General features: G+C 66.4%; 18 protein-coding genes. 8 read left to right on the top strand and 10 right to left on the bottom strand.

Translation table 11 applies throughout. The features are described 5' to 3' along the window. Positions 1–58 precede the first annotated feature (58 nt). The 7 genes from U5798_RS22250 to U5798_RS22220 all read left to right on the top strand — a co-directional run bounded on the left by U5798_RS22250 (position 59) and on the right by U5798_RS22220 (position 7,142). Positions 59–667: a DUF2889 domain-containing protein gene (locus tag U5798_RS22250; RefSeq protein ID WP_124453761.1), complete on the top strand. Its 609-nt coding sequence runs from the start codon at positions 59–61 to the stop codon at positions 665–667. Positions 668–735: 68 nt separating this feature from the next. Next, positions 736–1,902, top strand: a complete 1,167-nt coding sequence (gene sucC, locus U5798_RS22245) for an ADP-forming succinate--CoA ligase subunit beta (protein ID WP_006755512.1) — start codon at positions 736–738, stop codon at positions 1,900–1,902. 70 nt (positions 1,903–1,972) lie between these two features. Beyond that, positions 1,973–2,854 carry a succinate--CoA ligase subunit alpha gene (gene sucD, locus U5798_RS22240; protein ID WP_006477916.1) on the top strand — a complete coding sequence of 294 codons (882 nt, stop codon included), beginning with the start codon at positions 1,973–1,975 and terminating at the stop codon, positions 2,852–2,854. Between the two features lie 156 nt (positions 2,855–3,010). Further along, positions 3,011–3,715: a TerC family protein gene (locus U5798_RS22235; protein WP_124453763.1), complete on the top strand. Its 705-nt coding sequence runs from the start codon at positions 3,011–3,013 to the stop codon at positions 3,713–3,715. 95 nt (positions 3,716–3,810) lie between these two features. Beyond that, complete coding sequence (locus U5798_RS22230) at positions 3,811–4,407, top strand: pilin (protein ID WP_322083212.1); 597 nt, start codon at positions 3,811–3,813, stop codon at positions 4,405–4,407. A gap of 153 nt (positions 4,408–4,560) precedes the next feature. Continuing rightward, complete coding sequence (locus U5798_RS22225; RefSeq protein WP_322083211.1) at positions 4,561–6,339, top strand: PglL family O-oligosaccharyltransferase; 1,779 nt, start codon at positions 4,561–4,563, stop codon at positions 6,337–6,339. A gap of 452 nt (positions 6,340–6,791) precedes the next feature. Next, positions 6,792–7,142 carry a TonB family protein gene (locus U5798_RS22220; RefSeq protein WP_322083210.1) on the top strand — a complete coding sequence of 117 codons (351 nt, stop codon included), beginning with the start codon at positions 6,792–6,794 and terminating at the stop codon, positions 7,140–7,142. A 91-nt stretch (positions 7,143–7,233) separates the two neighbouring features. Here U5798_RS22220 and U5798_RS22215 read toward each other — a convergent pair whose 3' ends face one another. From U5798_RS22215 to moaC, 4 genes are all read right to left on the bottom strand, one after another. Continuing rightward, positions 7,234–8,469 (bottom strand): glycosyl hydrolase, encoded by a 1,236-nt coding sequence (locus tag U5798_RS22215; protein ID WP_322083209.1) that lies wholly within the window; start codon positions 8,467–8,469, stop codon positions 7,234–7,236. A 1-nt stretch (position 8,470) separates the two neighbouring features. Continuing rightward, positions 8,471–9,376: a hypothetical protein gene (locus U5798_RS22210; RefSeq protein WP_124453771.1), complete on the bottom strand. Its 906-nt coding sequence runs from the start codon at positions 9,374–9,376 to the stop codon at positions 8,471–8,473. Continuing rightward, complete coding sequence (locus U5798_RS22205) at positions 9,369–12,062, bottom strand: type VI secretion system tip protein VgrG (RefSeq protein ID WP_322083208.1); 2,694 nt, start codon at positions 12,060–12,062, stop codon at positions 9,369–9,371. The genes U5798_RS22210 and U5798_RS22205 overlap by 8 nt, the downstream gene beginning before the upstream one ends. 113 nt (positions 12,063–12,175) lie before the next feature. Further along, positions 12,176–12,664, bottom strand: coding sequence for a cyclic pyranopterin monophosphate synthase MoaC (moaC, locus tag U5798_RS22200; RefSeq protein ID WP_322083207.1), 489 nt, complete (start codon positions 12,662–12,664; stop codon positions 12,176–12,178). A 269-nt stretch (positions 12,665–12,933) separates the two neighbouring features. Between moaC and U5798_RS22195 the strand changes: the two genes are divergently transcribed. After that, positions 12,934–14,628 (top strand): M48 family metalloprotease, encoded by a 1,695-nt coding sequence (locus U5798_RS22195; RefSeq protein WP_322083206.1) that lies wholly within the window; start codon positions 12,934–12,936, stop codon positions 14,626–14,628. A gap of 21 nt (positions 14,629–14,649) precedes the next feature. Here the strand turns inward: U5798_RS22195 and U5798_RS22190 are convergent, their stop codons facing one another. The 6 genes from U5798_RS22190 to U5798_RS22165 form a co-directional block, all read right to left on the bottom strand. Next, positions 14,650–15,234: a DUF2946 family protein gene (locus U5798_RS22190; protein ID WP_322083205.1), complete on the bottom strand. Its 585-nt coding sequence runs from the start codon at positions 15,232–15,234 to the stop codon at positions 14,650–14,652. Further along, a complete protein-coding gene (locus tag U5798_RS22185; protein WP_322083204.1) occupies positions 15,227–16,264 on the bottom strand; it encodes a hydrolase in 1,038 nt (345 codons plus the stop codon). The genes U5798_RS22190 and U5798_RS22185 overlap by 8 nt, the downstream gene beginning before the upstream one ends. Positions 16,265–16,298: 34 nt before the next feature. Further along, the gene (locus tag U5798_RS22180; protein WP_034178922.1) at positions 16,299–16,745 is read right to left on the bottom strand and encodes a nuclear transport factor 2 family protein; all 447 of its coding nucleotides are present in this window, start codon (positions 16,743–16,745) and stop codon (positions 16,299–16,301) included. Between the two features lie 115 nt (positions 16,746–16,860). Continuing rightward, a complete protein-coding gene (waaF, locus tag U5798_RS22175) occupies positions 16,861–17,898 on the bottom strand; it encodes a lipopolysaccharide heptosyltransferase II (protein ID WP_124453783.1) in 1,038 nt (345 codons plus the stop codon). A 140-nt stretch (positions 17,899–18,038) separates the two neighbouring features. Beyond that, positions 18,039–18,233 carry a zinc-finger domain-containing protein gene (locus U5798_RS22170; protein ID WP_006749970.1) on the bottom strand — a complete coding sequence of 65 codons (195 nt, stop codon included), beginning with the start codon at positions 18,231–18,233 and terminating at the stop codon, positions 18,039–18,041. 50 nt (positions 18,234–18,283) lie between these two features. After that, positions 18,284–19,207, bottom strand: coding sequence for a branched-chain amino acid transaminase (locus U5798_RS22165; protein WP_322083203.1), 924 nt, complete (start codon positions 19,205–19,207; stop codon positions 18,284–18,286). Between the last annotated feature and the right edge of the window lie 86 nt (positions 19,208–19,293).

The raw sequence follows: 19,293 nt of genomic DNA, 5'->3' as shown, positions 1-19,293 counted from the left end.
CTCAAATACCCAATATGCTAAAATCCGTGGGTTTTCCTCTTCGGCCTCAACCTCCAGCATGCCGCTATCCGAGCCCGTGCCCCGTCAGTTGCGACATCGACGCGCAATCCGAGCGGAAGCTTACGAGCGCGGCGACGGCTTGTGGGACATCGAAGCCTGCCTGACCGACCACAAGCCGCGCGATGTCGCGCTTGCGTCGGGCATCCGGCCCCAAGGCCTGCCGATCCACGAACTCTGGCTGCGCGTGACTATCGATCGTGAACTCAATGTCGTCGACGCCGAAGCGTCTTCGGAATGGGTGCCCTATCCCGGTCACTGTCAATCCGCCCCTCCTGCCTACCGGGCCCTCATCGGGCTCAATCTCTTCCGCAATTTCCGCCGCAACGCGAACCGGCTGCTCGCCGGCGTCGCAGGCTGCTCCCATCTCACCGAACTGTGCGCCGTGCTGCCGACGGCAGCGATCCAGGCGTTCGCCGGTGACGTGTGGAACGTGCGCGAGGAGGGCGGCGAAGGGCCGGATCACGACGGCGCGCACGCCGAACCGCCTTTCCAGCTCGGCCGTTGCCGCGCGCTGCGGTTCGACGGCGAGGTCGTGCGGCAGTACTACCCGCGCTGGTATGGCCCGATTCGGCCGGATATGCCCGGTGATGGCAGCACGAAGGAATGAACGGAAATCATTCGAAGAAGCGTCTTAAGCGACTTTTCATCCAACTCTCAGACTGAAGGGAATCACGCATGAAGATTCACGAGTACCAGGGTAAGGAAATCCTGCGGAAATTCGGAGTCGCGGTACCGCGCGGCAAGCCGGCGTTCTCGGTTGACGAAGCCGTCAAGGTGGCGGAAGAGCTCGGCGGCCCGGTATGGGTCGTGAAGGCTCAGATCCACGCGGGTGGCCGTGGCAAGGGCGGCGGCGTGAAGGTGGCGAAGTCGATCGAGCAGGTCCGCGAATACGCGAACCAGATCCTCGGCATGCAGCTCGTCACGCACCAGACCGGTCCGGAAGGCCAGAAGGTCAACCGCCTGATGATCGAAGAAGGCGCCGACATCAAGCAGGAACTGTATGTCAGCCTCGTCGTCGACCGCATCTCGCAGAAGATCGTGCTGATGGGTTCGAGCGAAGGCGGCATGGACATCGAAGAAGTCGCCGAAAAGCACCCGGAGCTGATCCACAAGGTCATCGTCGAGCCGTCGACGGGCCTGCTGGACGCGCAGGCCGACGACCTCGCCGCGAAGATCGGCGTGCCGGCTGCTTCGATTCCGCAAGCACGCGCGATCCTGCAAGGCCTGTACAAGGCATTCTGGGAAACCGACGCATCGCTGGCTGAAATCAACCCGCTGAACGTCTCCGGCGACGGCAAGGTCATCGCACTCGACGCGAAGTTCAACTTCGACTCGAACGCGCTGTTCCGCCATCCGGAAATCGTCGCGTACCGCGATCTGGACGAAGAAGATCCGGCTGAAATCGAAGCGTCGAAGTTCGATCTCGCGTACATCTCGCTCGACGGCAACATCGGCTGTCTCGTGAACGGCGCAGGCCTCGCGATGGCGACGATGGACACGATCAAGCTGTTCGGCGGCGAGCCGGCGAACTTCCTGGACGTCGGCGGTGGCGCGACGACCGAGAAGGTCACGGAAGCGTTCAAGCTGATGCTGAAGAACCCGGATCTGAAGGCGATCCTCGTGAACATCTTCGGCGGCATCATGCGCTGCGACGTGATCGCGGAAGGCGTGATCGCCGGTTCGAAGGCCGTGAACCTGAACGTGCCGCTCGTCGTGCGCATGAAGGGCACGAACGAGGACCTCGGCAAGAAGATGCTGGCCGATTCGGGCCTGCCGATCATCTCGGCGGACAGCATGGAAGAAGCTGCGCAGAAGGTCGTCGCGGCAGCCGCAGGCAAGTAAAGCGCGCGCTAATGAACACGCATGGCGGCGCGGTTCATACGCGACGCCAATCGAACAGAGGTCAAAATACATGTCGATTCTGATCAACAAGGACACGAAGGTCATCACGCAGGGCATTACCGGCAAAACCGGTCAGTTCCATACGCGCGCCTGCCGTGAGTACGCAAACGGCCGCGAAGCATTCGTCGCGGGCGTGAACCCGAAGAAGGCCGGCGAAGACTTCGAAGGCATTCCGATCTACGCAAGCGTCAAGGAAGCGAAGGCAGAAACCGGCGCGACCGTGTCGGTCATCTACGTTCCGCCGGCAGGCGCAGCCGCTGCGATCTGGGAAGCGGTCGAAGCCGATCTGGATCTCGCGATCTGCATCACGGAAGGCATCCCCGTGCGCGACATGATCGAGGTGAAGGACCGCATGCGTCGCGAAGGCCGCAAGACGCTGCTGCTCGGGCCGAACTGCCCGGGTACGATCACGCCGGACGAACTGAAGATCGGCATCATGCCGGGCCACATTCACCGCAAGGGCCGTATCGGCGTCGTGTCGCGTTCGGGCACGCTGACGTATGAAGCCGTTGCGCAGCTGACGGCACTCGGCCTCGGCCAGTCGTCGGCAGTCGGTATCGGCGGCGACCCGATCAACGGTCTGAAGCACATCGACGTGATGAAGATGTTCAACGACGATCCGGATACGGATGCGGTCGTGATGATCGGCGAAATCGGTGGTCCGGACGAAGCCAACGCGGCAGAGTGGATCAAGGACAACATGAAGAAGCCGGTCGTCGGCTTCATCGCGGGCGTCACGGCGCCTCCGGGCAAGCGCATGGGCCACGCCGGCGCGCTGATCTCGGGCGGTGCGGATACGGCCGAAGCGAAGCTGGAAATCATGGAAGCGTGCGGCATCACCGTCACGCGCAACCCGTCGGAAATGGGCCGTCTGCTGAAGAAGGCGCTGTAATATTTCCCCTGGGTTCGTCCTGCAGAAAACGCCGGCTTTGCCGGCGTTTTTTGTTATGCTCGCGCAATGGATTCGTAAGCACCGGGCATGCCTCGCGCATGTGCCGGCGATGAACCGGGCCGCCCGCGAGGCGGCCGCTGTCCTGTCCTCACCGCCATGCTCGAATTCCTGACATCCCTGCACTGGGGCGCCGTTCTCCAGATCGTCGTCATCGACATCCTGCTCGGCGGCGACAACGCGGTCGTGATCGCGCTCGCCTGCCGCAACCTGCCCGCGAACCAGCGGCTGCGAGGCGTCATCTGGGGCACCGCGGGCGCGATCCTGCTGCGCGTCGTGCTGATCGTGTTCGCGGTCGCGCTGCTCGACGTGCCGTTCCTGAAGCTCGGCGGCGGGCTGCTGCTGCTGTGGATCGGCATCAAGCTGATGGCGCCGGTCGAGGGCGCGCACGACGACATCAAGCCGGCCAGCCGGCTGTGGGATGCCGTGAAGACGATCGTGATCGCCGATGCGGTGATGAGCCTCGACAACGTGATCGCGATCGCCGGCGCGGCCGAGCAGGCCGATCCGGCGCACCGGATCGCGCTCGTGATCTTCGGGCTCGTCGTCAGCGTGCCGATCATCGTGTGGGGCAGCACGCTGGTGCTGAAGCTGCTCGACCGTTTCCCGATCGTCGTGGCGCTCGGCGCCGGGCTGCTCGGCTGGATCGCGGGCGGTTTGATCGTCAACGACCCGGTCGGCGACCGCTGGGCGGTGCTCGATACGCCGCAGGCGCTCTACGGTGCGAGCATTGCCGGCGCGCTGTTCGTCGTGGCGATCGGCTACGCGCTCAGGAAGCGCCACGGCGCACCGCACGCGCCCTGACTGGCCGTCCGGCCGACTGTCGGCTTCGCGGCCCGCTGGCTACGATCGAAACGCCTGCCTTGATCGGCAGGCGTTTTTCGTTTCCGGAGCCTGCCATGTTCGAAGCCTTTTCCGTTTCCCTGTTCCGTCGCGTTGCCGCCGATCTGCGGCGCGCGAACCGGCCCGCGCCGCGCTGGCGGCCAGCCGGCTTCACGCTGATCGAATTGATGATCGTGCTGGCGATCGTCGGCGTCGTCGCGGCCTATGCGATTCCCGCGTACCAGGATTACCTTGCGCGTTCGCGCGTCGGCGAGGGGCTCGCGCTCGCGTCGTCCGCGCGGCTTGCGGTCGCCGACAACGCGGCGAGCGGCGCGAGCCTCGACGGCGGCTACAGCCCGCCTGCCGCGACCCGCAACGTCGAATCCGTTGCGATCGACGGCGATACCGGCCAGATCACGGTCGCGTTCACCACCCGCGTCGCCGCGGCCGGCGCGAACAGGCTGGTGCTCGTGCCGTCCGCACCCGACAAGGCCGAGGCGCCCACTGCGCGCGTGGCACTTAAAAAGGGCGCGATGCAGGCCGGCGCGATTGCGTGGGAGTGCTTCGCGGCCGGCAAGGACGCGTCGTCGCTGCCGGCGCCGGGGGCCGGGCCGTTGCCGGGCGACGCCGCGACGCTGCCCGCGAAATTTGCGCCCGCGGAGTGCCGTGCATAGTGCCGGAAGAGGCGGGCGGCGGCGCGTACGCCGTGCGGGCCGCCGCTTCGGCCGGCCGGGGCCGTTGTTTCGCGCCCGGTCGCGGCGCGACGGCCCCGCACAGAGGAGGGAAAGTTTTGTATAGTGCGCCGGTTGCTGACATCCGGTTCGCTCATGCCTTCTACTTTTTCCCGTTCGTTGTCGCTCGTTGCGCTGGCTGTCGCCCTGATCGTGCCGTACGCGATCACGAATCACACGTATCCGATCCCGACCTTCTATTCCGAGTTTTCCGCGCTGGTGCTGTATCTGCTGGTGGGGCTGTCCGTCGTGCTGCTCACGCGCACCGAACGCCCGGCCGAGCCGTTTGCCGCGCCGGCCGCATTGGTCGTGCCGCTCGGGTTTGCCGCCGTGCTGATCGCGCAGACCGTGCTGATGCCGCTCAAGGTGCCGTCGATGAACTGGCTGGCGGTCGGCTACCTCGCGGCCGCGCTGGTCGCGATGCAGGCTGGCTACGCGCTTGCGCGCGACGGGCTGGCCGAAGCCGTGTCGCGGATGATGGCCGGCGCGTTGATCGTCGGCGGCGTGTTCGCGGTCGGCACCCAGATCGTGCAGTTGTTCCACCTCGAGTCGGCCGTTTCGCCGTTCGTCGTGATGTACAACATCGCGGTCGACCGCCGCCCGTACGGCAACATGGCACAGGCGAACCACCTGGCGAGCTACATCGCGTTCGCGCTCGCGGGTGCGCTGTATCTCGTGCAGACGCGCCGGCTCGCGGTGTGGGCGTGGCTCGCGCTGTCGCTCGTGCTGTCGGTCGGTCTCGCGCTGACGGTGTCGCGCGGGCCGTGGCTGCAGGTCGCGGTGATGGTCGTCGCGGGCTTCTGGATGGCGTGGCTCGAATCGCGCCGCGCGCCGGGCAATGCGCGCGCGTGGCTGATACCGGTCGTGCTCGCGGCTGCGTTCGTCGCGGTGAACGTCGCGGTGCGCTGGGCCAACGTGCACTATCACCTGAATCTCGCGGAATCGGCGGCCGACCGGATGCGCGACGCGGGGCAGATCGCGCCGCGCCTCGCGCTGTGGAAGTACGGGCTCGCGATGTTCCGGGAACATCCGCTGCTCGGCGTCGGCTGGGGCGAATTCCCGTCGCACCAGTTTGCGCTCGTGCGCACGCTCGGCGGCGTTGAAATTGCGAACAACTCGCACGACATCTTCATCGACCTGCTCGCGAAGTCCGGCCTCGTCGGCCTCGGCATACTCGTTGTCACGCTCGTGGCGTGGTTCGTGCGCGCGGTGCGCGCGCCGCAGTCGAGCATGCGCGTGTTCGGCTTCGCGCTGATCGGCATCGTGCTGATGCATGCGCTGGTCGAGTATCCGCAGCAGTACATGTTCTTCCTGCTGCCGGCGATGTTCGTGATCGGGCTGCTCGACGTGAAGCCGTTGCGTATCCTGCCGGGTCGCGCGGCATTCGGGCTGTTCGCGGTGCTGTCGTTCGGCGGCGTGCTGGCGGCAGTGCCCGTGCTGCGCGACTACCAGCGCGCGGAGGTGCTTTACTACGGCAGCGATCCGGCTGCGCAGTACCGCGATGCGCCGTCGCTGCTGTTCGGCGCATGGGGCGAATACGGTGCGGCCACGCTGCTGCCGATTTCGACGGATGATTTGCCGGCCAAGCTCGCGGCGCACGAGCGCGCGATCGCGCTGCTGCCCGGCGAGACGGTGCTGCGCCGCTATGCGGTGCTGCAGGCGCTGGCGGGCCGCGAAGCCGACGCGCTCGATACGGTCGCGCGCCTGCATGTGTTTGCGAAGGAGCTGAAGGACTGGCCGCAGCAACTGGCGCTGCTGCACAAGCTGTGCGACCAGCAGCCGGCGCTGAAGACGTTCAGGGCGGCCGTCGTGGCAAAGTACGGGGAAGTACCGGCCGATGCGGCCGACGATTCGGACGACGACGATTCGGATTGATGGGCGAAGCACTCGCCGGAACGGGGAATTCCGGCGTTGATTGTGTCGCGCTGCGGCGGAGGCTGGCGTCGGGCAGGGCAGCCCGGCGCGAGCCATGGGACGCGAGCGGCGTATCGATTACATCGCGGATCGCGTGGATTCCAGTCGAATGAACGGCGATTCGCGTCAACCATTGTCAAATCGCCGCCGCTGACGAGGCGCCGCGTGCACAATGCGCGAAAGCGCTCGCGTGCCCGCCGGCGCGGGGGCCGGCCGGCATGAATACAGGCAGCGTCCCGGCCATCCGGGTAGTCTGCCAGGCAGGATCGCGGCCGAGCATCATCGGCCGTGCGGCCGTAACGGGGCGCCGGTCCGATGGCCGCGGCGCAGTGTGACGCACGTGACGTGGCCCTGGGCACTTTTCCTGGGCGCGACGCGTTCGTCCGGAACAGTACCAAGAACGATATTCGACCATGGCTATTCGCTCGACCTACCTGATCCTTCCCGCCGTCGCGATGCTGTTTTCCGGCTGCGCGATGCTGTCGTCGTCGCAGGAAAGCAAGCTGACCTGTCACATTCCGCGCGCCGTATATCCGGATACCGCGAAGCCGCTCACGCGCCAGGCGACCGTGCTCGTGCGCGCGATGATGACGACGTCCGGCGAAGCGCAGAACGTGACCGTGACGACGAGCAGCCGCAACGCGGCGGCCGATCGCGCGGCCGTCGACGCGATGACGCACGCAAGCTGCGTGCAGACGGGCGCGACCGCGAATCCGTTCCTGCTGACCCAACCGTTCGTGTTCGAGCCGTCACGCGGCCAGTGAGGCGCGGGCAGTGCGCGTCGTGCGTCGGCGGCTGCACCGGTTGTGACGCCCGAATCGCGACGGGGGCCCCGCGGTAATCGCATCGGAACGGTCAGAACTGCCGCTTCTTGAGCGTATAGGCGACCAGCGAATACAGCGTGTTCGTTTGGGCATTGAAATATCCGCCCTGAGTCGGTTTCTCCGTGCTCGAGCTCCAGGTCTTTCCCGCGTCGCTGCTGACGAACGTGAGATCGAGCGGTGTGCCGTTGCGGCTGGAGTCGGTTGCGTAGACGAGCAGCAATCCGTCCCGGCCGACGCTCAGGCTATCGAGCGTCAGCTTGTCGTCAAACGTATGCAACTGCTGAACCTGCTCGGGTGCACTGTTCGTCCAGGTGGAAATGGCACCGACGCGTTGCCCTTTGTCGGCGGGATTGCCGGAATTGCGCGGTTCACCGAGGCGCGACAGCGCGTAAAGCGCATAGTGATTCGACGCGGTCGGTGACGAGGACAGGTTGACGATCACCTGTTCAGGCAAAACGGCATCCAGCGCGAACGCGGATTGCTCCCAGCCGAGCCGATAGACGACGCTTCCGGCGGCAGCTTGCTCGGATTTCTCGACGTGGTACGCCACGCGCAAGGTGCCGTCCGGGCTGAGGTCGATGCCGTCAAATGTGCGGCGAGGTTTGCTTGCCTGCGCGGCGCCCGGCGGCAATTCGATTTCCCGCCACGATTGCCCGCCGTCGGACGTGCGCCACACATGCGGGCCCCAGCCGATCGCATAGCCGCGCTGCGGATCGAGAAACAGCAGGCGACCGATGTTCCGGTCTTCTGGCCACGCGAGCTGCACCCAGTCGCGTCCGCCATTGGATGACTTCCAGAGCTTGGTCACTTGCGGCGTCAGGCCGTCGGCAGGCTGAGGCGACTTGTAGTCCATCCAGCCGGTGCTGATGAATTCGACCGTCCAATCCTTCGCGTGCCACCAGGCGGCGTTCTGGCCGACCTGCTTGAAATGGCGCGTCATGTCGCTGTTCACCGGGCCGCGCCAGAATTCGACCGACGTCCGATTCAGCGTTTCGCGGCTGTCGTTCATCCAGGCTTCGGCCGGTTCCGCCTTTTCCTTGTCCTTCCATTCCGCGTACGGCTTGAAGGTAATCTCCGGATCGCTGATCTTCAGCGTGATCGCTTCGTTTCCAGATATCACGAAGTCGCCTCCGCCGTACGGCGTGCTGTTCTTCATGAAATTGTTGGAAACGACCTGCCAGTCATTCGACATATATGAGTACCCGACAATCAAGACAATGAGCACGACTGCCGCACCGAGCGACAGCTTCAGGAATTTTCTCGTCATTTCATTTCGACATCAGTTTGTCGAGTGCCCGTGCAACAGGATCGACGACATTTTTGTTGACAGCGTCACCTGCGTCTTTTGCGAATTCCACGGTATTGTCGAAATATTGCTTGCTGACACCTTTGGCGCTGTCGTATGCCTGGAGGTACGTTCTACCATCGCCCCATTCCTGAGTGTTGGGTTGCATCAGGATATTCGTCATGTCGATAGGCCCGAGCCCGGCCAGACCACCGTCGAGATAGGCGAGAGGATGGGTCTTGAACGCGTATGTCTTGAACGTTTCGTCGTCCAGTTCGAGCGTGTACTGCGGCACGTTCATCACGCAGGCGCCGCTGTTCGGCTTCTTGCCCCTGATGGAAATGGTGTCGCCGCGCATGTTCTGCTGCAAACCCTGTTCCAGATAGTGCTGCAGGAACCAGCGTGCGCTGGCCAGCCATGCCTTGCCTTTGTCGCTCAACTCCGGAAGCAGGTATTTACCGTAATTCGAGCAGTAGTAGTAACCGTAGCTGACGTAGTAGCCCGGCGGCTTATGTCCGCACCCGATATGACGCATCATGAAATTGCCGTGGCGTGACCAGTCGGAATCGGTGCTTGCGACTTCTATCAGCTTCTCCCGCCGATGCAGCAACTCACGGGCAACTTTCGTGTCTTTCCACGGATCCCATGACGTGGCGAATTTCTTGACGGTCGCCCAGATACTCGACTTGCTGACTTTTTCGACCGTTTCCCAGTACTCGCCATGCAGCGGCCGGTAGTAGTACGGACAGGTTCCGATAATGGAATCGGCCGCCGGCGTCACGTGCTTGTCGCAGATGTTGATCTGCACCTTCGGCCGATCCTGGTATCCCGTCGGGGTCAGCATCCCCGCGCCGGTGCCGAGCACCTTGTCCTGTTGTCCGTCAGCCATTCGATTTCCCTAGAAACTTGACGACGACGTCATGCGGCACGTGGCTCTGCGTGAGCCCGGTTTCGCCTGCCGCGTTGGTGACGCCTTCCGAGAGCAGCTTGCCATTCGAGAACATCTGGTACCGCGTGTTCGCGACCGGAATGTCGGTGCCGGCCCAGTGCGCGATGAACGCCTGGTCGTAGTTGCCGGACGAGTTCGGCAGCGTTGGCATCGTTTGCGACAGGTGCGTGGGGCCGCTGAACGCATGCTGCGCGCCCTTGATGTCGATCTTGCCGGGCGCGTGCACCTCGATGTTGCCGTCCGCGATGCGGATGTAGGCGCCGCCGGACGTCAGCAGGATCTCCTTTGCCGCGGCGCCTTCGATCGATTGCGTGACGGCGATCAGCTTCAGCGCCTTCTGCGCGGTCAGCTCGATGTTGTCCGCCTGCGCCTGCACTTCGACCTTGCCCTTGCCGGCGAATAGCTTGATCCCCGCGTTCTGCGCGAACAGGCTGATCCGGTCGAGGACACTCGCGATCAGCGATTTCCCGGCGGCGACGTGCGTGCTTTGCCCGCTGACGAGGTTGATGTGCTGGTCCGCGGCAAGTTGCGCGGACTGCTGCGTGGACATCCCGATGCCGGCCGGGCTGCCGAACAGCATCACGGGCTCCTTGAACGCATTGGCGCTGCCGGTCCCGCCGCCGGCGGTCCGGCCGCCCGACGCGGCGCCGCTCACGCTGTCCTGCGTCGCATCGGTGAACTGCTTGAGCGCCGAGTGGCCGGGGTCGAGCGACTCGCCCTGATGCTGCGCGCTGACCTCCGACATGGCCTCCATCAGGCCTTCCGCCCTAACGAGCTGCTGCTGCGTCTCCTGGACGTCGAGCGGCTGGCTCGCCGGCGGTTTTGGATACGTCGTGACGTACAGGCCGCGGTTCGCGCGAACCGCGCCAAATGCGTCCGAGCGCAGGTCGAAGCCGCTGCCGAGATAACTGCCGCGGTTGTTGCCCGTGTGGTCGATCAGGTAGCCGAGATGCAGATGCGCGTTGGTCTGGCTGCTGTACAGGTGCACGCGGTTCTGCGAGGTCGCGTCGTCGAGCACCAGCTGGTTGTAGCCGGCACCCGCGTATTCCTTCGACCGGTATCCGGACAGGATGCCGTTGCTGTGCCACTGCGGGCTCGTCGCGCCGTTGTACAGCTTGCCGACGACGATCGGGCGATCGCAGTCGCCGCCGAGGAAATCGACCAGCACCTCCTCGCCGGCGCGGTGCGGGTGGACGGCGCCATAACCGCTGCCCGAGTCCGACGTCGCGGCGCGCAGCCAGCACGATGCTCGCTCGTCGCCGTCGTTGAGGCGGTCCCAGTGGAAGCGGACCTTGACCCGGTTGAGCTCGTCGGTGTGGACTTCCTCGCCTTGCGGCGCGACGACGATCGCCGATTGCAGGTGCATCGGCGGTTTCGCATGCTCGAGTGGGCTGCGGAACGGGACGGTCGTGCGCTGTACTTCGACGCTGACCTGGAAAAAGCCCTCGCTGCCGTCGGCGTGGGGAACGCGCGATGCATCGCCGCCGCGTGCCTGCACGATGTCGTCGACTTCGGCCCGCAAGCTGTGCGGGAACGCGGCATGGGCGTCTCCGTCCGCGACAGGCAGGTTGTTGACGATGACCCACGCCGTCTCGATCACGGCGAATTCGCGCTGGCCGGCGTCGTCCTTGTCGTGTTCGGGGTGTTCGGTGAACTCGAACGTACGTCCCGCGTCCATGCGCCGCACACCGCCGACACCGTGGAAGCGCTTGGCGTGCGATTCCTGCTCTTCCATCCAGATCTTCGACAGATGGTCGCCGCGCGACTGCTCGGGATACGTGTAGGCACCCGTGTATTCGTAGATTTCGAGCTGCGGCGGCAGATCACCCTGGTTGGCGATCGTCGGCGTATGGGTGGCTTTCGGATTCGACGCGGTGGGCGGCTGCTTGTAGTCGAACGTGCGCGTGGTGCGCGCGACGCTTCGCAGCGTGCGCGTACCGGTGAACTGGACGAGCGTGTCGGCTTCGTCGCCCGTGCCCGCGTGATGAAAGCGAACGGTTCGCGGCGACAGCGCGGGCAACGCGTCGATGCGATCGACGATGACGAGCCGGTGCGACTTGCCGTCCTTGTCCTGTTCCCAGAAACCGTACAGGCCTTCCGATTCCATCAGGCGATGCACGAAATTCCAGTCGTCCTCGTATTGCATGCAGAACGAGCGCGACGGCAGCGGCTGGTAGAGCTTGAACGTGAAGCGGCCCTTGGCCTGCGGATGCTGGTTCAGCACGTCGGCGATGATGTCGTCCGCCGAACGGTCCTGCCAGATGCGCTGATCGCGGCGGAACTTCAGGAAGTGCAGGAACGACGCAAAGGCGATCTGATAGTGCGTGACGCCGCTGTCCGAGCCGAGCCGGCGGGCCGCATGCACGTAGCCGTGGTGGGGCGCGTACGACTGGTCGGTCTGCTGGATCCACAGCGTCACCGGCTGCGCGATCAGTTTCTTGAGTTCGAGGTTGTCGGATACCGACACGGTATCGACGGTGAACTCGAAATGGCGTCCGAGCCGCGATCGCCCCGTGACGCGATGCGGCAGCAGGACGTCGGGGCCGAGCGGGGTATCCAGTTTGACCAGGCGCTCGTGCTGGACCGGTCCGGCCAGCAAGGCGCTTCTTAACGCTTGCGAATTCATCACCAGTGCTCGCTTTTGTTGTGCTGGTTCGCACGCTCTCTCGTGCGGAATCCGGTAATTGTATGAGATAAACGGTTTTATCTCGAAATAACGGGCCGGCGGCGCCCGGGCGTTCACTCCGCCGTATCTCCCGCCTTCCAGTCCCCCGACTTCCCGCCGCGCTTCTCGCGCACGCTCACGTCGGTGATCACCATCCCGCGATCGACGGCCTTGCACATGTCGTAGACGGTCAGCAGCCCGACCTGCACGGCCGTCAGCGCTTCCATCTCGACGCCGGTCCGGCCGAACGTCTCGACCTGCGCGACGCAGTGGACGCCCGGCAGCACGTCGTCGAGTTCGAAGTCGACGGCGACGCGCGTCAGCGCGAGCGGGTGGCACAGCGGGATGAGGTCGGCCGTGCGCTTGGCGCCCTGGATCGCCGCGATGCGCGCGACGCCGAGCACGTCGCCTTTCTTGGCCTTGCCGTCGCGGATCAGCGCGAACGTGGCCGGCAGCATCCGGATCGTGCCGCGCGCGATCGCGATGCGTTGCGTTTCCTGCTTGCCGCCGACGTCGACCATGTGCGCATGGCCGGCGGCATCGAAATGGGTGAGTCCTGACATGTCTTCCTCTAGTGGAACGGAGTGCGCCCGCACGTCCCTCGATCCTGCGTCTCGATCGGCCGGGCACCGCATCCGATACCGGCGCAACGGCCCGATCCAACCGCTCAACGGGCGCCTATCATAGCAGCGGCGTCTGCGTCGCCGGGAGCGCAGATGACGCACGCGCGGCACGGGACAGTCGCCGCGGCGCCGGTACAATGGCCCGAATATTCAGACCAAACGCCGCGATGCGCGCCGCTCGCGCGGGTCGGCGTCGCTTTCATCCTGCCATGCGTGTCAAACAGTTGCTTGCCGTGTTGCTGTCGGCGGCGCTCGCGCTGCCGCCGGGCGGCCATGCGCAGAGCGCATCCGCGCCACCGCTCGAGCCGGCGACCGGCGGCTCGCCGGCGATTTCCACCATGCCGTCGGGCATCGCGACCGGCGTGTTCGGCACGTACGGCGGCGCGGAGAGCCGGTTCTCGGACGCCGGCAGCGCGTCGGCGCCGGTCGCGAGCCTGCGCGCGCCGCTTCGCGCGCTCGAGTTGCCCGATCTCGGCGACGGTTCCGGCGGTTCGCTGACGCCGCAGGCCGAGCGCCGGCTCGGCGAGCGCGTGATGCGCGAAGTGCGGCGCGATCCCGACTATCTCGACGACTGGCTCGTGCGCGACTACCTGAACGCGATGGCGGCGCGGCTCGCGGCCGCGGCCGCCGCGCGTTTCATCGGCGGCTACACGCCGGATTTCGACCTGTTTCCGGTGCGCGATCCGCAGATCAACGCGTTCTCGATGCCGGGCGGCTTCATCGGGATCAACAGCGGGCTGGTCGTCACGACGCAGACGGAGTCGGAGCTCGCGTCGGTGGTGGGCCACGAGATGGGCCACGTGCTGCAGCGGCACATCGCGCGGATGATCGGCGCGAGCAAGAAGACCGGCTACACGGCGCTCGCGACGATGCTGCTCGGCGTGCTGGCCGGCGTGCTGGCGCGCAGCGGCGATCTCGGCAGCGCGATCGCGATGGGCGGGCAGGCGTACGCGGTCGACAACCAGCTGCGCTTCTCGCGTTCGGCCGAGCGCGAGGCCGATCGCGTCGGCTTCCAGCTGCTTGCGGGCGCGGGCTATGACCCGTACGGGATGCCGGGCTTCTTCGAACGGCTCGACCGTGCGTCGATGGGCGACGCGGGCGTGCCGGCGTATGCGCGCACGCACCCGCTGACCGGCGAGCGGATCGCCGACATGGAGGATCGCGCGCGCCGTGCACCGTACCGGCAACCGCGCCAGTCGGCCGAATACGGGTTCGTGCGTGCGCGGCTGCGCATCCTGCAGAACCGCGCGCCGACCGACATCGCGGCCGAAGCGCGCCGGATGCAGCTCGAGATCGACGATCGCACGGCGCCGAACGTCGCGGCAAACTGGTACGGCATCGCGCTCGCGAACCTGTTGCTCGGCGATTGCGACGCGGCCGGCAAGGCGCTCGCGTCGGCGCGCGCGGGGTTCGATGCGCGCGAGCGGCGCGAGAGCGATCCGGACACGAGTTCGCCGAGCCTCGACGTGCTGGCCGCCGAGATCGCGCGCCGCGCGGGCCGGACCGACGACGCGGTGCGGCTCGCGGCGCTCGCGCAGCGGCGCTGGGCGGCGTCGCACGCGGCGATCGTCGCGCATCTGCAGGCGCTGATTGCCGCACGCCGTTTTGCCGAAGCGCAGACGCTCGCGCGTGCGCAGGCGACGGCCGATCCCGAGCAGCCGGACTGGTGGGACTATCTCGCGAAGGCGAGCGACGGAAAGGGCGACGTGCTCGCGCGGCGCCGCGCGCTCGCGGAGAAACTCGCGATCGACGGTGCGTGGCCGTCGGCGATCCGGCAGTTGAAGGAAGCGCGCGATGCGAAGGACGTGTCGTTCTACGAACAGTCGATCATCGGCGCGCGGCTGCTGGAATTCGAGGCGCGCTACAAGGAAGAGCGCGAGGACGAGAAGAACGGCCGCGGATAGCGGCGGTCGCGCGGCTGCGCGTCAGTTGCCGCTGCCGGCCGCGTGGCCGGCGTGGCGTGCCGGGCTCGCGACATAGCCGAACCGGGCGGGCACGTCCGCGCAGACGATGCTGCCGAGCGGCAGCGTACGGCCGGCGCGCCAGCGCAGCACGGGCGGCTCGGCATCGAAATCCGCGTGATCGGCGAACAGCCCGAGGTCGTGATCGTGCAGCGCCGCGATGCGCTGCGTACCGCCATCGCGAAACAGCACGCCGCCTCCATCGTCGAGCCAGGCTTCGTCGGGTTCGAACGGTGCGCCCGTCTGGTCGGTGAGCACGAGTTGCCCGTCGCGCTCGGCGAGCCGGACGACCCACGGCGTATAGGCGAGCTCGACGTACACGCGCTGCGGCCCGTTCTGGAAGAACCACTGGCCCTGCGCATCGCATTCGTAGTTGCGGCCGATGAACGCGTTCAGCGCCGCATGCCGGATCGGCGAGCCGAGCTCGCCGGCCGCCTGCGCGGCATCGTCGCGCAGCCGCCATTCGCCGCGCCGGTCGAGCAGCAGCCAGCCGGTGCAGTGCGGCACGTCGGGCCATTTGGCGAGTGCTTGCCTGACGATGTCATCCATGGTCGACGAATTTCGAGCAATAGCCGAACACCCGCGCCGACAGCCAGTCGAGGCGGCCGGGGAACGGCCCGGTCATGAATCCCGCATGCCCGCCGGTCGCGGGCTGGTCGAGCTCGACGGCCGGCGACACGTCGGCCGGGCCAGGCAGCGCCGATTCGGGCAGGAACGGATCGTTGCGGGCGTTGAGGATCAGCGTCGGCACGTCGATCGCGGGCAGCAACGGCCGTGTCGTCGCCTTCGTCCAGTAGTCGTCGGCGTCCGCGAAGCCGTGCAGCGGCGCGGTCACGACTTCGTCGAAGTCGCGCATCGTCACCGCCTGCAGCATCGCTTCGCGGTCGAACAGCCCCGGGTACTGGTCGAGCTTCGCGAGCGCCTTGCGCTTGAGCGTCTTCAGGAAGCTGCGCGTATAGACCATCGCGAACCCCTGCGACAGCGCGCGGCCACCCGCATGGACGTCGATCGGTGTCGAGATCGCGGCGGCGGCGCGCACGATCGACGTGTCGCTGCGATGCTCGCCGAGCCAGCGCAGCAGCACGTTGCCGCCAAGCGACACGCCGGCCGCGACGAGCGGCCCGCGATGCTGCGCGGCGAGCCGGCGCAGGATCCAGTCGACTTCGGCGCTGTCGGCGAGGTGATAGAAGCGCGGCTGGCGGTTGATCTCGCCGCTGCAGCTGCGAAAGTGCGGGACGACGGCGTGCCAGCCCTTTGTGCGCGCGGCAGCCATCATCTGGAGCGCGTAGTGCGAGCCGGAGCTGCCTTCGAGGCCGTGGAACAGCACGAACAGCGGCGCGTCGGGCGCCGGCGCCGCACTGTCGAGATGGGCGACCCAGTCGAGATCGATGAAGTCGTGGTCGGGGGTTTCCCATCGCTCTCGCCGGTAAGCGACAACCGGACGCCGCACGAACAGCGCGGGCACGATGGTTTGCGCGTGACTGTTCGGTAGCCAGCGCGGTGCGCGATAGCGCAGTGTGTCGTCGTCTGGGGCCGGGGCCCCGGTCAGCGGCGAGGTGGGCGGAGAAGCCGTACTCATGATCGCCCCGCGTATGCGTTGCTTCGTCTCTTCGTCAGTGCAGCGGGCCCTGACCGTGACGGATTTTGGCGGCGAACTGCCCGGCCGCCTGTTCGGGAATCGGGCTCGCGTGGATGTGCGCGATGCGCCATTCGCCGCGTTCGTGAATCATCACGTACGTCGCGAAAACCATGTCGGGTTCGGCCGTCAGGTCGGCCTGCTGATGCGCTTCGGCGATCGTATACACGACCGTGCCGAGGCTGTCGTACACGCGGATGTCGAGCGGCTCGATCGTCACGGGGCGCGTGGCGAGCCGGTTCGCGAGCCCGCTGCGGATCTGGTCGAGGCCGTGCAGATGCTCGCCGTCCGCCCATACGCAGCTGGCGAAATCCTCGTCGATCCACAACGCCAGCAGCGCGTCGAGATTGGCATCGGCGACGGCCTGGTAGTAGGCGTTCAGCGTATCGGCAGCGGCTTCGAAAAGGCGGGCAAAACGTGGCATCGGGGTTATCTCTCGCGCGCGTCGCGCGCCGTATTCAGCACGGCGGCCCTCATGGAGCCGCCGTACACCGGTGAATCGGATTGCCCGGCGCGCCGTGCGACGCTGCCGGCCAGGGTCAGCGCTGCCCGACGAGCATGCCGCGCAAATCGCCGAATACCTGCTCGGGACCGAGTTCGCGCAGGCACTTCAGGTGGCCGAGCGGGCACTCGCGTTCGAAGCAGGGACTGCATTCGAGATGCAGCCATTGTACCTTCGCCAGGTCCGACAGCGGAGGGGTGTGGCGCGGATCGGTCGATCCGTACAGCGCGACGAGCGGCCGGCGCAGCGCGGCCGCGACGTGCATCAGCCCCGAATCGTTGGTGACGACCGCGTTCGCGCGCGCGATCAGCGCGCACGCCTCCGACAGCGACGTCTGCCCGCACAGGTTGCGCACGTTCGGCGCGTGGTCGGCGATCGCCTGCGCGGCCGCCGCATCCTTCTGCGAGCCGAGCGCGACGATCTGCGTGTACGGGAACGACTGGTGGACGATCGTCGCGAGCGTCGCGAAGTGCTCGGGCGGCCAGCGCTTGGCCGGGCCGTATTCGGCGCCCGGGCAGAACACGACGAGCGGCTTCCTGGTATCGAGATTGAAACGCGCGGACACGCGCGCCGTCTCGTTCAGGTCCGCGTCGAGGCGCGGCGCGGGCAGCGCCTTCATCGACTCGGGCAGCTTCGCGCCCGGCGCGTACGCGAGCGCCGCGTAGTGGGTCGTCATCGGCGGCCGCTCGCCCGACTTGTCGGGGTTCGCGTGCCGCACGTTCAGCAGCCCGTAGCGGTGCTCGCCGGTATAGCCGATCCGCAGCGGGATGTTCGCGAGCCACGGGATCACGGCGGACTTCAGCGAGTTCGGCAGCACGTACGCCGCGTCGTAGCCGACGTCGCGCAGGTCGCTCGCGAGCTGCCAGCGGCGCAGCAGCTGCAGCTTGCCGTGCGCGAGATCGGTCGCGTAGACATCGTGGATCTCGGGCATCCGCTCGAGCACCGGCGCCACCCAAGAGGGTGCGACGGCATCGATCGCGATGCGGGGATGGAGTTTTTTCAGCAGCGCAAAAAGCGGCTGCGCCATCAATGCGTCACCGATCCAGTTCGGTGCGATAACCAGCGCTCGACGCATCAGGTCGACTTCCGATGTCGTAATGAATCACGGCGCACGGGCGCCGCGTTCGGGTTGCCAGAATGGAGAAGGGCGGCGCGCCGGAGGTCCGGCTGCGCCGCCTTGCGAGTCGGCGGGCCCGCGGGCCCGGCCGCCCGGGCTCAGTGGCCCTTGACGACCTCGCCGTCGCGCAGCTTGTAGCGCGTGCCGCAGTACGGGCAGCGCGCTTCGCCGTGCGACACGTCGATGAAGACGCGCGGATGGGCACTCCAGCGCGCCATGGCCGGGTTCGGGCAGTAGGCGGGAAGATCCTTGGCCGTCAGCTCGACCAGCGGCATTTCCTTGATTTCACTCATGAGACTTTCTCTTATCACTCTTTTGTGGGGCGGTCGGTGGCGCGGCGCGCTCAGACCTTCGTCAGCCAGTGCGCGTACTTCGCGTTCTTGCCCGACACGATATCGAAAAACGCCGACTGGAGCTTTTCCGTGACGGGGCCGCGCGCGCCGCTGCCGATCGTGCGGTTGTCGAGCTCGCGGATCGGCGTGACTTCAGCGGCCGTGCCGGTGAAGAACGCCTCGTCGGCCGTGTAGACCTCGTCGCGCGTGATGCGCTTCTCGATGACCTCGATGCCGGCATCCTTCGCGATCGTGATGACCGTATCGCGCGTGATGCCGTCGAGGCACGACGACAGGTCGGGCGTGTACAGCTTGCCGTTGTTCACGAGGAAGAAGTTCTCGCCCGAGCCTTCCGACACGTAGCCGTCGACGTCGAGCAGCAGCGCTTCGTCGTAGCCGTCGGCGGTCGCTTCCTGGTTCGCCAGGATCGAGTTCACGTACCAGCCCGATGCCTTCGCGCGCACCATCGACACGTTCACGTGGTGGCGCGTGAACGACGACGTCTTCACGCGGATGCCCTTCGCGAGGCCGTCTTCGCCGAGGTATGCACCCCACGGCCACGCGGCGATCGCGACGTGGATCGTGTTGCCTTTCGCGGCCACGCCGAGCTTTTCCGAGCCGACCCAGATGATCGGGCGCAGGTAGCCCGAGTCGAGCTTGTTCTCGCGCACGACCGCGAGCTGCGCGGCTTCGAGCGTCTCGCGGTCGAACGGCACGTCCATCTGGAAGATCTTCGCCGAATTCAGCAGACGTTTGGTGTGCTCGCGCAGGCGGAAGATCGCGGTGCTGCCGTCGGCCGACTTGTACGCGCGCACGCCCTCGAAGACGCCCATGCCGTAGTGCAGCGTGTGGGTCAGGACGTGGATCTTGGCGTCGCGCCAGTCGATCAGCTTGCCGTCCATCCAGATCTTGCCGTCGCGGTCGGCCATTGACATAGATTTCTCCTGGGATGCGGTTGTATGCAGCGTTGAGCCGGAAAGACGCTTATTTTAGCGTCATTTGGCGGCGATCCGGTCGGTCG

Origin of the sequence: Burkholderia sp. BCC1972, assembly GCF_905339605.1 — a bacterium.
GTDB lineage: Bacteria > Pseudomonadota > Gammaproteobacteria > Burkholderiales > Burkholderiaceae > Burkholderia.
The sequence above is the reverse complement of the archived record's forward strand: the minus strand, read 5'-3'. Positions and strand labels throughout refer to the sequence as shown.

What these genes read in the sequence shown, in the direction of transcription:
- U5798_RS22250 (WP_124453761.1), top strand. Translation starts at nt 59, where the DNA reads ATGCCGCTATCCGAGCCCGTGCCCCGTCAGTTGCGACATCGACGCGCA.
- sucC (WP_006755512.1), top strand. Translation starts at nt 736, where the DNA reads ATGAAGATTCACGAGTACCAGGGTAAGGAAATCCTGCGGAAATTCGGA.
- sucD (WP_006477916.1), top strand. Translation starts at nt 1,973, where the DNA reads ATGTCGATTCTGATCAACAAGGACACGAAGGTCATCACGCAGGGCATT.
- U5798_RS22235 (WP_124453763.1), top strand. Translation starts at nt 3,011, where the DNA reads ATGCTCGAATTCCTGACATCCCTGCACTGGGGCGCCGTTCTCCAGATC.
- U5798_RS22230 (WP_322083212.1), top strand. Translation starts at nt 3,811, where the DNA reads ATGTTCGAAGCCTTTTCCGTTTCCCTGTTCCGTCGCGTTGCCGCCGAT.
- U5798_RS22225 (WP_322083211.1), top strand. Translation starts at nt 4,561, where the DNA reads ATGCCTTCTACTTTTTCCCGTTCGTTGTCGCTCGTTGCGCTGGCTGTC.
- U5798_RS22220 (WP_322083210.1), top strand. Translation starts at nt 6,792, where the DNA reads ATGGCTATTCGCTCGACCTACCTGATCCTTCCCGCCGTCGCGATGCTG.
- U5798_RS22215 (WP_322083209.1), bottom strand. Translation starts at nt 8,469, where the DNA reads ATGACGAGAAAATTCCTGAAGCTGTCGCTCGGTGCGGCAGTCGTGCTC.
- U5798_RS22210 (WP_124453771.1), bottom strand. Translation starts at nt 9,376, where the DNA reads ATGGCTGACGGACAACAGGACAAGGTGCTCGGCACCGGCGCGGGGATG.
- U5798_RS22205 (WP_322083208.1), bottom strand. Translation starts at nt 12,062, where the DNA reads ATGAATTCGCAAGCGTTAAGAAGCGCCTTGCTGGCCGGACCGGTCCAG.
- moaC (WP_322083207.1), bottom strand. Translation starts at nt 12,664, where the DNA reads ATGTCAGGACTCACCCATTTCGATGCCGCCGGCCATGCGCACATGGTC.
- U5798_RS22195 (WP_322083206.1), top strand. Translation starts at nt 12,934, where the DNA reads ATGCGTGTCAAACAGTTGCTTGCCGTGTTGCTGTCGGCGGCGCTCGCG.
- U5798_RS22190 (WP_322083205.1), bottom strand. Translation starts at nt 15,234, where the DNA reads ATGGATGACATCGTCAGGCAAGCACTCGCCAAATGGCCCGACGTGCCG.
- U5798_RS22185 (WP_322083204.1), bottom strand. Translation starts at nt 16,264, where the DNA reads ATGAGTACGGCTTCTCCGCCCACCTCGCCGCTGACCGGGGCCCCGGCC.
- U5798_RS22180 (WP_034178922.1), bottom strand. Translation starts at nt 16,745, where the DNA reads ATGCCACGTTTTGCCCGCCTTTTCGAAGCCGCTGCCGATACGCTGAAC.
- waaF (WP_124453783.1), bottom strand. Translation starts at nt 17,898, where the DNA reads ATGCGTCGAGCGCTGGTTATCGCACCGAACTGGATCGGTGACGCATTG.
- U5798_RS22170 (WP_006749970.1), bottom strand. Translation starts at nt 18,233, where the DNA reads ATGAGTGAAATCAAGGAAATGCCGCTGGTCGAGCTGACGGCCAAGGAT.
- U5798_RS22165 (WP_322083203.1), bottom strand. Translation starts at nt 19,207, where the DNA reads ATGTCAATGGCCGACCGCGACGGCAAGATCTGGATGGACGGCAAGCTG.